Annotated in this window: 15 protein-coding genes and 5 tRNA genes; 17 read left to right on the top strand and 3 right to left on the bottom strand. The window is 29.8% G+C overall.

Annotation, left to right across the window (positions count from 1 at the left end):
• Positions 1-3 precede the first annotated feature (3 nt).
• The 9 genes from CLOTH_RS07390 (at position 4) to CLOTH_RS07350 (ending at position 4023) form a co-directional block, all read left to right on the top strand.
• Positions 4-492 carry a ferritin family protein gene (locus tag CLOTH_RS07390; RefSeq protein ID WP_079412660.1) on the top strand — a complete coding sequence of 163 codons (489 nt, stop codon included), beginning with the start codon at positions 4-6 and terminating at the stop codon, positions 490-492.
• 138 nt (positions 493-630) lie between these two features.
• A complete protein-coding gene (locus CLOTH_RS07385; RefSeq protein WP_158080486.1) occupies positions 631-1827 on the top strand; it encodes an HD-GYP domain-containing protein in 1197 nt (398 codons plus the stop codon).
• A 108-nt stretch (positions 1828-1935) separates the two neighbouring features.
• Positions 1936-2145, top strand: a complete 210-nt coding sequence (locus tag CLOTH_RS07380) for a DUF1858 domain-containing protein (RefSeq protein ID WP_079412656.1) — start codon at positions 1936-1938, stop codon at positions 2143-2145.
• A 113-nt stretch (positions 2146-2258) separates the two neighbouring features.
• Positions 2259-3542 carry an adenylosuccinate synthase gene (locus tag CLOTH_RS07375; RefSeq protein WP_079412654.1) on the top strand — a complete coding sequence of 428 codons (1284 nt, stop codon included), beginning with the start codon at positions 2259-2261 and terminating at the stop codon, positions 3540-3542.
• A 70-nt stretch (positions 3543-3612) separates the two neighbouring features.
• A tRNA-Lys gene (locus CLOTH_RS07370) sits at positions 3613-3688 on the top strand.
• A gap of 11 nt (positions 3689-3699) precedes the next feature.
• A tRNA-Glu gene (locus tag CLOTH_RS07365) sits at positions 3700-3774 on the top strand.
• 5 nt (positions 3775-3779) lie between these two features.
• A tRNA-Val gene (locus CLOTH_RS07360) sits at positions 3780-3855 on the top strand.
• Positions 3856-3860: 5 nt separating this feature from the next.
• Positions 3861-3937, top strand: a tRNA-Asp gene (locus CLOTH_RS07355).
• A 10-nt stretch (positions 3938-3947) separates the two neighbouring features.
• A tRNA-Thr gene (locus CLOTH_RS07350) sits at positions 3948-4023 on the top strand.
• Positions 4024-4084: 61 nt separating this feature from the next.
• Here the strand turns inward: CLOTH_RS07350 and CLOTH_RS07345 are convergent.
• Positions 4085-5074, bottom strand: coding sequence for an ATP-binding protein (locus CLOTH_RS07345; protein WP_079412652.1), 990 nt, complete (start codon positions 5072-5074; stop codon positions 4085-4087).
• Positions 5075-5082: 8 nt separating this feature from the next.
• The gene (locus tag CLOTH_RS07340) at positions 5083-6126 is read right to left on the bottom strand and encodes a DnaD domain protein (RefSeq protein ID WP_079412650.1); all 1044 of its coding nucleotides are present in this window, start codon (positions 6124-6126) and stop codon (positions 5083-5085) included.
• Between the two features lie 86 nt (positions 6127-6212).
• On the opposite strand from CLOTH_RS07340, the gene CLOTH_RS07335 reads away from it, so the two are divergent.
• The 8 genes from CLOTH_RS07335 (at position 6213) to CLOTH_RS07300 (ending at position 14707) form a co-directional block, all read left to right on the top strand.
• The gene (locus CLOTH_RS07335) at positions 6213-7673 is read left to right on the top strand and encodes a M1 family metallopeptidase (RefSeq protein WP_079412648.1); all 1461 of its coding nucleotides are present in this window, start codon (positions 6213-6215) and stop codon (positions 7671-7673) included.
• A gap of 64 nt (positions 7674-7737) precedes the next feature.
• Positions 7738-9093: a peptidoglycan DD-metalloendopeptidase family protein gene (locus tag CLOTH_RS07330; protein ID WP_079412646.1), complete on the top strand. Its 1356-nt coding sequence runs from the start codon at positions 7738-7740 to the stop codon at positions 9091-9093.
• A gap of 79 nt (positions 9094-9172) precedes the next feature.
• On the top strand, positions 9173-9967 hold the full coding sequence (locus CLOTH_RS07325) for an MBL fold metallo-hydrolase (RefSeq protein WP_079412644.1): 795 nt from the start codon (positions 9173-9175) through the stop codon (positions 9965-9967).
• Between the two features lie 16 nt (positions 9968-9983).
• Complete coding sequence (gene htrA, locus CLOTH_RS07320) at positions 9984-11069, top strand: serine protease HtrA (RefSeq protein ID WP_079412642.1); 1086 nt, start codon at positions 9984-9986, stop codon at positions 11067-11069.
• A 14-nt stretch (positions 11070-11083) separates the two neighbouring features.
• On the top strand, positions 11084-11635 hold the full coding sequence (locus CLOTH_RS07315) for a tetratricopeptide repeat protein (protein WP_079412640.1): 552 nt from the start codon (positions 11084-11086) through the stop codon (positions 11633-11635).
• Positions 11636-11638: 3 nt separating this feature from the next.
• On the top strand, positions 11639-12118 hold the full coding sequence (gene rlmH / locus CLOTH_RS07310) for a 23S rRNA (pseudouridine(1915)-N(3))-methyltransferase RlmH (protein ID WP_079412638.1): 480 nt from the start codon (positions 11639-11641) through the stop codon (positions 12116-12118).
• 104 nt (positions 12119-12222) lie between these two features.
• Positions 12223-12861, top strand: a complete 639-nt coding sequence (locus CLOTH_RS07305; RefSeq protein ID WP_079412636.1) for a hypothetical protein — start codon at positions 12223-12225, stop codon at positions 12859-12861.
• A gap of 274 nt (positions 12862-13135) precedes the next feature.
• Positions 13136-14707 carry a methyl-accepting chemotaxis protein gene (locus CLOTH_RS07300; protein ID WP_158080485.1) on the top strand — a complete coding sequence of 524 codons (1572 nt, stop codon included), beginning with the start codon at positions 13136-13138 and terminating at the stop codon, positions 14705-14707.
• A 261-nt stretch (positions 14708-14968) separates the two neighbouring features.
• On the opposite strand, the gene CLOTH_RS07295 is transcribed toward CLOTH_RS07300, so the two are convergent.
• A complete protein-coding gene (locus tag CLOTH_RS07295) occupies positions 14969-15658 on the bottom strand; it encodes a YetF domain-containing protein (protein ID WP_079412632.1) in 690 nt (229 codons plus the stop codon).
• Positions 15659-15758: the final 100 nt, after the last annotated feature.

Below are 15758 nucleotides of genomic sequence, written 5' to 3'. Positions count from 1 at the left end.
TAGATGATTAATAATCTAAATGAATTAGAAGTTCTAAAAATAGCTCAAGGTATAGAAGAAGAAGGATTAAGATTTTATACAGAAGCTATGAAAAGAGAGAATAATCCACAACTAAAAGAAATATTCAAAATGCTTGCAGATGAAGAAAAGATGCATGCAGAGCTATTCTCAAATATGTATAAAGAGGCAAGAGAAGCATCAGTAAAAGATGATGAATATATATTTGATGAAGCTACTAGTGCATATCTAAGGGCTTTAAGTGATACTGCTGTATTTAACACTAATGGAATAACAAACTCTAGGCTTATAGAAGTTGTAGATACAAAAGATGCACTTTTAATAGGAATACAAGCAGAAAAAGATGCAATGCTTTTCTACACAAAAATTTATGAGGTTTCAAAATTTGAAACTACTAAGGAATATCTTAAAAAGTTGATACAAGAAGAAAGTGAACATTTAAGTAAGCTTATGGAATTATACAAAAATTTATAAAAAAATAAAACTCCGTTTCGGAGTTTTATTTTTTTATGTGGATAAATATGATGTATAATATTAAGTAGATATGAACATAAACACATATCCACAATATCCACAAGGTAAATGTTGATAACTACTTTAGGGGAGGCCTATATGGAGAATAAAGTAAAGGTTAGAATGGATGAGCTTTTGTCAGCTTTATCATTATCTGTTGATTTATCAAGAAATAGGAGTTTAGAACATTCAAGGAGAACTGCATACATAGCTTACGCCATAGCAAAGAACCTAAATCTTACTGATAAAGAAAAAGAAAATATATTTTACGCTTCTTTTTTACACGATATAGGAATTTGCAATATGCCAGCACAGATTGATATAGAAAAAATACATTCAAGTATGGAGTACAAAAAATCACACTCTGATATTGGATACGAAATAGCAAAGAATTTACCGTTTAATGAAGAAATAAACAACTACGTATTATACCATCATGAAAATTATGATGGGTCAGGACCTAATAAATTACAAAAGGATGATATACCCCTAGGAGCACAGATAATATCCATAGCAGACTTCTTTGATATAAACCATGTAAGCAACAATATAAGCAAACTAGAGAAAGTAAGAATGAACAAAATAATAAATGAAAGAAGAAATAAGCAATTTAGACCTGAAGTTGCAGACTGTTTATTAGATATAATGAAACAAGATAAATTTTGGCTTGATTTAGCTGTGAATTTGCAATATGAAATACTGAATCTTGTTCCAAAAGAAAGTATAAAGAATATAACATTAGATGAGCTTGTTAAGATAGCGGAAGTTTTTTCAGCTATAATAGATGGAAAAATAAAGCATACTGGCACACATTCAAAGGAGCTAGGGGATATGCTTTATAGAGTTTCAAAAAATTTAGGATATTCAATAGAAAAATGTACAAAAATGAAAATATCAGGATATCTACATGATATAGGAAAGCTTGCAGTACCTGAAGAAATACTGAATAAACCATCGAACCTAACAGAAGAAGAATTTAATACAATAAAAATACATCCATATTACACAAAACTAATATTATCCCAAGTAGGCAGCTTTAGGGAAGATATAGCTAGATGGGCTGGAAACCATCACGAAAGATTAAATGGAAATGGATATCCAGAAAGATTAAAAGGAGATGAATTAAGCACAGAAGATCAGATTGTAGCAATTTGCGATATATATCAAAGCCTGACAGAAAATAGACCATATAGAAATGGATTAAGTAAGAATGAAGCACTAAAAATAATAAACAATATAGTGATATCTGGAGGATTTGATACAGATGTCTATAAATTATTAGAAGAAATATTATAGAAAAATATAGAATTTTTTGGTATTATTTAATCAGGTTGTTTTATATTTAACTATAAGTGGGAATCATATATTTTGTGATTCGAAAATAACACATAGGAGGATTATTTTATGTTCAAAGTTACTAAAGATATGACTATAATGCAAGTACTAAATCAAGACAGAGAAGTTGCTCACGTGTTTATGAAACATGGGTTACACTGTTTAGGGTGTCCAGGTGCTACTATGGAAAGCATAGGGGATGCTGCTAATGTTCATGGCATAAATCTAGAGACATTACTAAATGATCTTAATAACTTCTTTGAAGAAAAATCTAAGTAGTTTGTTAGAAAGTAAGCATTAATGCTTACTTTTTTTAATTGATTTAAATACGTATATTTGATAAAATTAGTGATGTAGTGTTCGTCACAATATGAATTAAGAGGTGAATTTTTATGTCAACAATAGCTATCATAGGAGCTCAATGGGGAGATGAAGGAAAAGGTAAAGTAATAGATTATTTAGCAAGAAAAGCAGATGTTGTAGTTAGAGCGCAAGGTGGAAATAATGCAGGACATACTCTAGTGGTTGGAGATAAAAAGTATGCACTTCATTTAATACCATCAGGAATATTAAATCCAAACAGTATAAATGTAATAGGAAATGGAGTAGTATTTGACCCGAAGGGCTTTTTAGAAGAAATAGAGACTTTAGAAAAAGATGGAATATCTACAGATGGAATAAAAATAAGCGATAGGGCACATGTTATATTCCCATATCATAAAAAAATAGATGAGCTTGCAGAAAATGCAAGAGGAGAAAATAAAATAGGAACAACTAAAAAAGGTATAGGACCTTGCTATATGGATAAAACAGAAAGGTCTGGAATAAGAGTATGTGACTTATTAGATAAAGATATATTTAAAGAGAAATTAAGACAACAGGTAGAAACGAAGAACAATATAATACAGAAAATATATAATGAAAGTCCTCTTAATTTCGATGATATATACAATGAATACTCTCAGTATGCATCTAAGATAGAAAAATACGTAGCTGACACATCGGTTATAGTATATAATGCAATAAAAGAAGGAAAGAAAGTTTTATTTGAAGGTGCTCAAGGAACTTTATTAGACTTAGATTCAGGAACATATCCTTATGTAACTTCGTCTCACCCAACTTCTGGAGGGTTCTGTACAGGAAGTGGAATAGGACCAAATATGATAAAAGACGTACTTGGAATAGTAAAAGCATATACAACAAGAGTTGGTAAAGGACCATTTGTAACAGAACTTGAAAATGAAGTTGGAGAAAGAATAAGAGTTCAAGGAAATGAATTTGGTACTACAACAGGCAGAGCAAGAAGATGTGGATGGTTTGATAGTGTAATAATAAGATACTCATGCAGAGTAAATGGATTTACAGGAATATCTTTGATGCTACTTGATGTATTAACTGGATTTGATAAAGTTAAGATATGCACAGGATATAAATATAAAGATAAAGTAATAAGTGAATTCCCATCATCTTTAGAAGTACTTGAAAAGTGTGAACCGATATACGAAGAATTAGACGGATGGAAGGAAGATATAGGAAATGTTACTAAATATGAAGATCTTCCTGTTAATGCACAAAAGTATATACAAAGAATAGAGGAATTAGTTGGAGTAAAGGTTAAAATCGTATCTGTAGGACCAAAGAGAAATCAGACTATAGTAAGAGAAGAAATATTTTAATAAAAAATTGTAGAAAAATGTTGACAAGTGATACCTTCCATAGTATTATATATACTTGTGAGGTGCACTTGACCCATTAGCTCAGTCGGTAGAGCACCTGACTTTTAATCAGGGTGTCCCGCGTTCGAGTCGCGGATGGGTCACCAACAATTTAATCGGCCCATTGGTCAAGCGGTTAAGACACCGCCCTTTCACGGCGGTAACAGGGGTTCGAATCCCCTATGGGTCACCAATTTTGGGATCATAGCTCAGCTGGGAGAGCACCTGCCTTACAAGCAGGGGGTCACAGGTTCGATCCCTGTTGATCCCACCAAAATTGGCCTGGTAGTTCAGTTGGTTAGAATGCCAGCCTGTCACGCTGGAGGTCGAGGGTTCGAGTCCCTTCCAGGTCGCCAAATTTAATATGCTGGTGTAGCTCAATTGGCAGAGCAGCTGACTTGTAATCAGCAGGTTGCGGGTTCGAGTCCCATCACCAGCTCCAATCAAACCTTAAGACTTTAGTCTTAAGGTTTTTTCTGCATAAAAAGAGCCTAAGTTTAAACTTAAGCTCTTTTTTCCCACCTTAAATCTTGTCCATAGAATTTTAGAATTCTAAAACTAGAAAATATCCTAGAAAAAATTCTATCAGTATACGTATTTGCAATCTCCATAGGAGATAGATTTGTTGAAATTATTGTTTTCTTTCCTTGTATAAGCCTTGTATTAACAATATTGAATATCTCGCTATTAGTAAATGAGTTAGTAACTTCTGTACCTAAATCATCTATAACTAGAAGGTCACAATCAAACAAAAGTTTGTAATTTTCTCTGCTTAAAGGACTATTTTCTTTTCTAAACTTGTATTCTTCTATTATTTCAAGTATTCTAAATGCAGTTTGGTATATAACTATCTTGCCTTTATCTAAAAGTTCTTTTGCTATACAGTTACACATAAAAGTTTTACCAAGACCAGTAGTTCCATAAAAGAGAAGATTCTCTCCATTATCTTTATCAAAATTAAGTATAAAGCTTTCGCATATAGAGTATATATTCCATATGTTTTCTCTAGGGGATACATCCTCTCCAGGTGTTTTTTGGTCTGAGAATAAATCTTCATTAAATGTATTAAAATTTTCCTTTTCTAAAACCTTAGAGAGATTAGAAGTTTTATATGCTAAAGTTATAAGCTTTTGATTAAGACAAGCACACTTACTTCCATCATCTAGGAAAGCTGTATCTTTGCAATTATTGCATACATACTCAATATCTAAATAATTGATAGGATAACCATTAGCTTCCATAAGCTCACTTTTATGTTTGCTTAGTGTATTCATTTGAGTTTTACAATTTTCTACTACAAGATCTCTTTCATCTGGAAATTGAAGTACAGATTTAGCAAGTTTTAAACCTATTTTAAAGATTTCATCATCTATCTCTTTTATTTTTGGAATTTTATCATATACTTCCTTTTTTCTTCTATCTAATTCTATTTTATGCTTATCACGAAGCTTTTCATAGTCTAAAAGAATTTGTTTTAGTATATCCGTATTCATTTAATCACCTACTTAAATTTCTTCTTCTGATTTTCTAAAATTATTTTTTCTAGTTCCTCAGGTGTATAATTAGAAGTTCTTTGTTCAAAATTATGAAACTTAGTCTTTACTTGAACATTTTTACTTACTTCTTGTTTAGGGATATTTTTATTTCTTTCTAAAGCTTCACTCTCAATATCACTTAGTGATTTAAAGCCTTTTCTATACCAACTTTTCAAAATTCCATCTATAAATGCAATTGATGGAGTTGAAGTATTTTTTGATTTAGAACAAGCTTTGAGTATAATTTCATCATCAAATTTTAGCTCATCTATCCAAGAACTCATGACCCTTTTTTCTTCAACGGATGGCTCTCTAGAAAATCCTAGTTCCTTAAATACCATTTTATAAAGTCCAAACCTCTCAGAGCGTCTAGCAAAGTATTCTTCAAGGTCTTTTGGAGTGTATATTTTTGCATCATACCAGTTCCTGATTATACCTTCAACAAACTTTACGCTTTTGACACCCTTTTTTTCCTTTGCGTACGAGTATGCTGTAATAATCATATCAGAAGACATATTATATTTCTCCATTATATCTAGTATTTGTATTTTTTCGTTAGGAACTAAGGGTCTACTTATTATTTCATTTAATCTATTAAACATTTTACTGATGTTAGGATTTTCATTAATAGAAAATAGCTCATCTGCAGTAGCCTTATTTTTTTTAGGCTCACTATCTTTGAACATATTTTCTACGTATAATCTCTTAAGATTTAGAAATTCAACAGAATAATTCCAATCATCTTTTGAAGGATCTATATGTTTTTTTATTAGACCTTTTTCCTCCCAGAAATCCCATGCAGCTAATACATCTATAAGAGGTATGTTTAAATTTTTAGCTAGCGTTTGATTTGTTACACTACAGTTAGAAGAAGGATCTAAAGTATATCTATATCCCAAAATATAAACTTTTACGTATGCTCCATTTGCCATTGGCATAAATATATCTATAAATATATTATCAATAGGTGTTTCACCTAAGTCTATTTCATTTATTTCTCTAAAGAACATAAAATCACCTCAATATCATTATATCACAATGATGAAAGTATAAGTTCTGTAAAAAATAGTATTAAATAATAAAGGGGGATATAGGTTTGATAATATTACTTAATAAGAAAAAGATGATAATTTCATTATCAGTATTATGTTTGATTTCATTAATATTACTTTCTTTCAATGTATTTAATTCTAATATAGGAACAATTAAATTGGAAGAAACAAAAAAACTTAATAACTATGTAATAAATCTTAAACTAAATGATGAAGAAAAAACTATAATAGCAAATCAAAAAGTTACATATGTTAACAACTCAGATAAAAGCATAGATAAAATATATTTTCACATATATCCAAATGCTTTTTCAAAAGAAAAGTATGCTCCATTCGAGAAGGAAGAGTTTAAATATGCTTATCCAAATGGATTTGATGAAGGATACATAAATATTAATAGAATATTAGGGAAAAACTATAATTTAAAACACAAAATAATGGGATCTAAGAAAGATATATTAGAAATAGACTTAGGGTATAAGCTAAACCCCTTAGAAGAAACTACTATTATACTTGAGTATGAAGTAAAGCTTCCAAACTCTTTAGGAAGATTCGGGTATGGAGAGAATACACTTAATATAACAAATTTTTATCCTATAGCTTGTGTGTATGATAACAATGGCTGGAATATTAAAAGCTATGAAGCAATAGGAGATCCATTCTATAGTGATGTAAGTAACTTTGAAGTAAATATACAGATTCCTTCAAAATATGAAATAGCAACAACTGGATTAATAAAAGACAAAATCATAAAATCTGATATTAAAGAATACAATATAAAAGCTGATAAGGTTAGAAGTTTTGCTATTATAGCTAGTGATAAATTTAATATTCTAGAGCAAAAAGTAGGGAATACAACTGTTTATAGCTACTATTTTAATAAAATGGGTAAAGAATCATTAATGATGGCAGTAGATTCACTAAAAATATTTAATGAATTATTTGGAGAATATCCGTATGAAACATATTCGGTAGTTGCTTGTGACTTTTTCATAGGGGGTATGGAGTATCCAAATCTAGTTATGATAGACAAAACATTATACAATGAAAGTGAAATGTTTTTTTTAGAGTATGTGATAGCTCATGAAACAGCTCATCAGTGGTGGTATTCAGTTGTAGGAAATAATGAAATAACTGAACCTTGGCTAGATGAAGCATTGACAGAATATTCAACTTTACTATATTTCGAAAAGAAATATGGACACGAAACAAAACAAAAATTGTTAGACGAAATAAAATTAAGAACATACGGCAAAAGTATGAAAAATATATTCAAAAGTACACTTGAATTTAATAACTCTCTTGAATACAGTTTACATGTTTATAGTAAAGGAGCACTACTTATTGATACTCTTAGAAAAGAAGTGGGAGATGAAGTATTTTTCAATACTTTAAGAGACTATTACGAAAAAAATAAATATAAAAATGTAACGTCAGAGGACTTTTTCGAAATCTGGAAAAATCATGGAATAAGTAGGAAGAACATAACCAATACCAATATTTAACTTGAAAATAACAAGAATTATTTGTTATAATACAAAGGTGAGTCTTTAAGGGAGGAACAAACTTATGATTAATATAAAAAGTATAAAGGAACTAAAGAAGAAAAACTTAATATATATTCTAGTTTTATTTATAACTATATTTACAGGAGCAGCTATATATTCAACAGGAATATCCTATGAAGTGAAGATAGATGGAGAAAAAATAGGAATAGTTCAAAATAAAAGAGTTGTGTACGATTTAATTAAAGAAATAAAAGATTCTATATCTGAAGAATTTAAGAACGATATAACGATAGATCAAGATATAACATTTAATTCAGTTAGAGTACCAAAAGATAAAATAACATCTATCGGAATGATAAAAGAAAGACTTGATAGTAAAATTGACCTTAAAGCACACGCAGCTGCTATTAGTGTAAATGGAAAGCACGTAGCATTTCTAAAAAATGAAAGTGAAGCTGAAACTGTCATAAATAAAATTAAAGACTATTATATGGAAACTATAGAAGGTGAAGACGTAAAAGAAGCTTCTTTCTTAGAGGAAGTTGAGATAGTACAAGTTGAAACAAAAATTACAGATATAAAAAATATAGAATCAGCGTATAACTATATATTGCTAGGTAGTGATAGTGTAGAGACGTACGAAGTACAAGAAGGAGATAGTGCTTGGACTATATCTAGAAAGCTTAATATAAGCGTAGAGGACATAGAAAAGGCAAATCCAGATATAAATGTAGAAAGACTTAAAATAGGACAGGAAATTACTATATCTACATTGAAGCCGTACATAAGCTTTAAAACTGTAGAAATAGCATCTTACGAGGAGAGATTACCTTACAAAGTTACTCAAGAAGAAACTAACGCTCTTTTCAAAGGAGAAAAGAAAGTAAAGGTAGTTGGTAAAGAAGGTAGAAGAAAAGTAGAAGCTGAAATTATTAAAGTAAACGGAGTAGTAGAAACTAAGAATATACTAAGTGAAAAGATTATAGATAAACCTCAGGATCAAATAATACTAACAGGAACAAAGCAAAGACCATCAACTATGGCTTTTGGAGCATTCATAAATCCAACAAGGGGAAGGCTTACTTCAAGATTTGGACCAAGATGGGGTAGAATGCATGAAGGTATAGATGTTGCAGGGCCTATAGGAACTCCTATAGCTGCAGCGGATGGTGGAGTAGTAACATTTGCTGGAGTTCAAGGATCTTATGGTAAGTTAGTAATAATAAATCATGAAAATGGATATACAACATATTATGCACATTGCAATACTATAAATGTTAGAGTTGGACAAAGAGTTTCTAGAGGACAAGTTATTGCAACTATAGGTAACACAGGTAGATCAACAGGACCACATTTACATTTTGAGGTAAGAAAAAATGGAACTCCTGTAAATCCTCTAAAACATGTCAGATACTAAAATATATTTTATAAACAAGACCCTTTATATTCTTTAATTAGGGTCTTTTGTTTTATAATAAAAGAAAGAAGGAAAATATATGAACTTTAAGTATATATCAGTTGCTAGTGGAAGCTCGGGAAATTGTCATTATGTAGGATATAAAAATACAGGAGTTTTAGTAGATGCTGGATTAAGTGGAAAAAAAATAAAAGAAAATTTAGAGAAATTTGATGTTAATTTAGAAAATGTATCTGGAATACTAATAACTCATGAGCATAGTGATCACATAAAAGGAGCAGGAATACTATCGAGAAAATATGATATACCAATATACGCAAATGAAAAAACGTTTCAAGCTATGAAAGATAAAATAGGAGATGTTAAGGAAAAAAACATAGTCATATTCAAGAATAATACTAAGTTTTCATTAAATGATATTCAGATAACTCCTTTTTCAATACATCATGACGCAGTAGATCCAGTAGCGTTTAGCTTTGATGATGAAAAAACAAAAATAAGTATAGCTACAGATTTAGGTTATATATGTGATAATATTAGAAAAAATATATATAACTCTAAATTAGTTGTTTTAGAATCAAATCATGATGTTGAAATGCTTAAGATGGGACCATATCCATATTATCTAAAAAGGAGAGTATTATCTAAAAATGGACATTTATCTAATGAAGATGCAGGTAAATTCGCATTAGAGTTAGTAGAGAAAGGAACACAAAAAATATTTTTAGCTCATTTAAGTAGAGAGAATAATTTTCCAGAACTTGCATTCGAAACAGTAAAAGGAATACTAAAGAGCAAGAATATAGATATAAGAAAACATGTAGAACTTAAGGTCCTAGATAGAAATGAAGCTTCAAATTTATGCATAGTATAGGTTAGGAGGAATTTTTATGAAAAGAGGATATAGTAGTTTTTTCATGGGTATTATCGGGGCTATAATAGGAAGTATGCTTACATTGTATTTAGCTCCAAATCTTTTAATAAAAGAACATAATATTGATACAACTAATGAAGGCAGTGAACAAAAAACTGTAATAGTAAATGAAATAAGAGAAGAAAGTATATATAAGACGGTGGCTAAAAAAGCTATGCCATCGGTAGTAGGGATAACAACAGTAACAGTTCAAAAAGACTTTTTCTTTGGAAATAGAAGATCGAGTGGAGTTGGTACAGGAGTAATAGTAAATGAAAAAGGATACATACTTACAAACTCACATGTTATAGGAGATGGGAATGCTCAAACTGTTAGCGTTTTATTCTTTGATGGATCTAAAGAAGAAGCAGATGTTGTTTGGTATGATAAGACATTAGATTTAGCAGTAATAAAAGTTAACAAGAAAGATTTAGATGTAGCAGAATTAGGAGATAGTGATAGCGTAGAAGTTGGAGATATAGCAATAGCAATAGGAAATCCTTTAGGACTTGAATTTGAAAGATCTTTAACTCAAGGAGTGATTAGTGGATTACATAGAAGCATAGCTATAAGTCAAACTGAATCAATAGAGGATCTTATGCAAACAGATGCGTCAATAAACCCAGGAAATAGTGGCGGACCACTACTTAATTCATCTGGGCAAGTAATAGGTATAAATACAGCTAAAATTCAAAGTGGAGAAGGACTTGGATTTGCTATACCTATAAATACAGCAAAACCAATAGTAGACCAGATAATAGCTAAAGGAGAATTCCAAAGAGTATACCTTGGTATAAAGGGTGTAGACGTAGGAGTGTTTGAACAAGCAACAGGAACGAAACTTTCTGTAGATGAAGGAATTTATATAGTTGAAGTTTCTCGAGGAACATCAGCACATATAGCTGGAATTAGGTCTGGTGATGTAATTTTAGAAGTAGGTGGAAAACAAATAAAAAATATGAGTAGTTTAGTAAGAGAACTATATAAATACAGACCTTCAGATAAAGCAATTATAAAAATAAATAGAGAAGGAAAGACAATGAATGTAGAAGTTACGTTCTAGTTATGGAGGATAAAATGAAAAGAGTTTTGATAAATAGACTTATATATCTAATAATTGTAAGTATAATGATATTTGCAGTTTTTGAGAAAAAATATTATTTAATATTAATACCACTTTTAGCATGGTTTATAGTTGAAAGATACTTTTGGAAGAATTTTTACCAAGGAAAGAGATTAATGTCAAAGCTTCAGTACAAAAGTGCAGCGGACAAATTTGAAGCTTTTTTAAAAGATCTTGAAATGAAACCTTGGCTAAATAACCTTAGATTCTTTAACTATGGAGTATATACTCACAATCTTAAAGCAAAATCATACAACAATATAGGAATTTGCTATTTAGAATCTAGACTATTTAATAAAGCAGAGGACTATTTCAAAAAATCATTAGATGAAGATAAGGATTTTTGCATTCCTTATTATAACCTAGCCATAGTAGAGCTCATAAAAGACAACGAAGAGAAAGCATTTGAGAATCTAAAAAAATCTATAAAGCTTGGATACAATAAGGTTAAAATGGCCCAGCTAAAAGGATTTGTAATAATGAATTATAAAAATGGAAGGAAATAAATAATGAATATAAAGATAGTTTCCGTAGGTAAGATCAAAGAAAAGTATTTAAAGCTAGGAATAGACGAATTTTCAAAGAGGCTTTCTAAATACTGCAAACTTGAAATAGTAGAAATTGATGATGAGAAAGCTCCAGAAAATCTTAGCGACAAAGAAATGGAGATCATAAAAGATAAAGAGGGTAAGAAAATCCTATCTCATGTTAAGGATAATTCATACGCAATTGCTCTAGCAATAGATGGTAAGAACTTATCTTCAGAAGAGCTTGCAAAGAAGCTTGAAAGTTTGACTATACAAGGAAGTAGTAATGTAACATTTATAATAGGAGGATCTTTAGGACTGTCAAATGAGGTTTTAGAGAGAGCAAACTTTAAGCTATCTTTTTCTAAGATGACTTTCCCTCATCAGCTTATGAGGCTCATATTATTAGAGCAGGTATACAGGAGTTTTAGGATAATAAAGGGTGAACCATATCATAAGTAATATAGACTTTAAGAAATTAACAAAAAACAAGGTAGAAAGGTTAATCTAGTAGAATATAATAAGTAAGGGGAAAACTCTAATACAAATAATAAAGGGGATAGAGTATGAAAAAAATTATAATTACGTTATGTTCTATATTAATATTTATATCTACAAATACTTATGGAGCAGACCTAATACATAGATTAACGCATGGTGATCAATATTCTTTAATATTAGGAACTGTAAAGAAAGTAGATCAAAAAGGAATTGATGTGAACGTAGAAAAAATATTAAATGGAAAATCTGTAGGTAAAGAAATAAGAATATATATAAATGATACACAAAATGTATATTTGCATGAACTTAAAGAAGAGGATTATATAGTAGCATCATTAGATAAAAAACTGCCTAATTATATATTAAAATGGGGAATTTTCAAAGTATCTTCACTAGATTATAGAACATTAGATATACAAAATGGCTTATCAGGGCCAGATAGAGCTATATTTAAATACTATATAAATAGTGGATGTAAAGAAAATGACTTTTATTACGAGAATGGAAAAGTATTTATTAGAAAAAGTGATGGAAGTATTAAAGAAATATATTCAGAAGACATTGTAGAAACTGATATTTCTGATAATAATATAGATGAATTAGAAACAGAATCACCTAGCAATAAGACTGCTATTATCATATCTTTTAGTAGTGTTATTTTAATTTCACTAGCACTTTTACATCGTAATAGAAGAAGTATATAAAAACCGCAGTTAGTTTTATAACTGCGGTTTTTATAACGAATAGAAAATTATAAACTCTTTGAATTGTGGATAATTTATAATTTCCGTTATGAATTTCAAAAAAGTCTACCTTTAAAATCTTTCGAAGAAAGACTTTTTTATATTAGAAGAATATATAAAAATTAAAAATATATTATAATTGTATTTTACAGCTATAGTTGATATACTTAAATAAATGAGAAATATAAAGAAAATTAGAATAATATCCCGAAAAAACATCAAGGAGAGGACTAAAATGAGAAACAAATTAGTTATAGGTGTTAGCTCTGCATTATACTTGATACTTATTACCGTTACAAATTCAATGGTTTTGAAAGATTTACATTACTACACAGCTACAAGCACAAATATTATTCTTACAATGGTTTATGCATATGTAACACTTACTAGTCTATACAAATTAAAAATAAGTAAGATAGAAAGTGTATTAGATATAGTTAATAAAAGTCGATATGACTATAATTTAGATGAAGATACAAAAAACAATTATGAAGAATCAGTGCTTTCAATTATACAAGGATTTAATAATACAAAAGAGGCATCAAAGTATGTTCTAAAATCTTCTGTAGATTTAGCAAAGGTAGCTGATAATGTGTCAAGCAAAGTAAATGATATGGAAGTATCAGCTGAGCAAATTGCTGCTGCGAGTGAAGAGATAGCAGCGGGGTCACTGAACCAAATGGAAACTATAAACAACATATTTGGAAATATAGAAAAGGTAGGAAAGAATATAGAAGATATAATATCAGAACTAAAAAGAATTGAAATCAAAACAGATGCATCTGTTAAACTTACTGATGATGGAAATGAATACGTTCAGAAGACAAAAGAATCTATTGAGATCATAAAAAATACAATGATTGAGTATACAGATAGTCTTCACAACTTTACAGATAGTTTCTCACAAATAACTAGATTTGCAGATATAATTAGAGATATTACAGAACAGACAAATCTACTTGCCCTAAACTCTTCTATTGAAGCTGCTAGAGCGGGTGAACATGGAAAGGGATTTGCTGTTGTTGCAAATGAAATAGGTAAATTATCAAATCAATCACAGGCAGCTTCTCAGCAAATCAGCACAGTTATACAGGATATGGAAAAGAAGATATCTAAACTTACAGAAGAAATGTCAACTGGTAAAGATAGAATAGAGCAGAGTGTACAAATAGCTGAAAAAACAGAAGAAGCATTTAGAAAAATATCAGAAAGTACTGTAGAAACTAGATATCAAATTTCTACAATCGGAAAACAGATGGAGGAAATAGGTGGGTACACTGAAAGTGTAATTAAATCAGTTGAAACTATTCAAGAAATTTCTCAAGGAAATGCAGCAGATTGCCAGCAATTTAGTGCAGCTATAGAGGATATGAATAATTCTTTCAAGGGAATAGTAAAAGAATCGAATAATCTGAAAGAGCATCTAAATAATCTACAACAAACTGTTGCTAAAGACACAATGGATAAATATATGTATCAAAAGGCTTTAGATGTAAAAGAATATCTAGATAAATCAGATGATTACGATTTAAAGAAACTTACTAATATGCTAAATATTGACGAAATATATTTAGTTGATACATCAGGAATAATTGTTAAATGTTCAGACCCAGAAGGGGTAGGATTAGATTCTTTCAAGATAGACCCTACGTCTTACGAAGCTTCAAAATTAAAAGAAGGGTACACAGCTACTCCGATTAGAAAAAGAAGTCATGATGATCAAATGTATAAGTTTTTACACATTCCATATAAAAATGGAATGGTTATCAGTGTTTCGTTGTCGTTACAATCTGTTTTAAGTTTATAGATAAAAAGTAAGAAAGGTTCTTTGTAGAACCTTTCTTACTTTTTAATGTTTTATAATGAATAGGAAATTATAAACTTTTTGAATTGTGGATAATTTATAATTTCCGTTATGAATTTCAAAAAAGCCTATCTTTAAAATCTTTCAAGGAAAGACTTTTTTATAGGTGGAATAAATAAACCTAATATTATGATAATTAGAAAATCAAACACAGGTAATTCTCCAATTGCACGCTTTCCCATAAACAATGTAATAAGAAGCTTATTAAGACTTAACTATATTATATGGAATAACAAATAGCTTATCATTTTCTAACCATTCAGCAAGTAGTACATCCTCAATTTTACTTATGTTATTTGATGATAATTGTTTTATGAGCCAATGGATGTCTTTACCTAATTCTTCTAGATTTTCCTTTACAAGACTTCCGTCCCTAATTAAAGTTATAGGCAAATATACCTTTTGATCTGGCATATTAAAATCTTGCAAAGTGGTTTTTTGATAAGGTGTTTTCTTAAGTATGCTTATAGATCCATTTGATTCAACAAATGCAAATGCTACCTCACGAACAGAAAAAGTCTCACTTTGACGAAGTACACTCTGTAGTTGGCTTATATTCATTCGGCATCTTTTTAGCTCTTTGAAATCAATTTGACCATCTCTAATAACCATTGAAGGTTTGCCTTCAAAGATTTGTCTAAATAATGGTGACTTCTGAGCAAGATACTCTACTAAAAAAATTAGACCTCCCCATACAGATATTGTAAATAAAATATGAATTATATCTATGCTATCATCATAAACTGCATTTCCAAGTAGCTCACTTAAAACAATAGAGCAAATAAAATGAAACGGAGTTATTTGGGATATTATCTTTTTTCCTATGATTTTAACTAATATAAATAGAGAAAAAAATCCTATTATAAGCCTAATAGCTAAGTCTGTAAGTTGCATTTAGTATACCCCCTAAGAATTAGTACAGTATAATATTTGACAATAATAAGGCGATAAATACTTATTTGTTAAAAATAAGAAAATTATTACTAAACCGTTT

Source organism: Alkalithermobacter paradoxus, from assembly GCA_002029295.1.
Classification (GTDB): domain Bacteria; phylum Bacillota; class Clostridia; order Peptostreptococcales; family Peptostreptococcaceae; genus Alkalithermobacter; species Alkalithermobacter paradoxus.
Note: the sequence above shows the minus strand (reverse complement) of the source record. Positions and strands in the feature narration are given on the sequence as shown.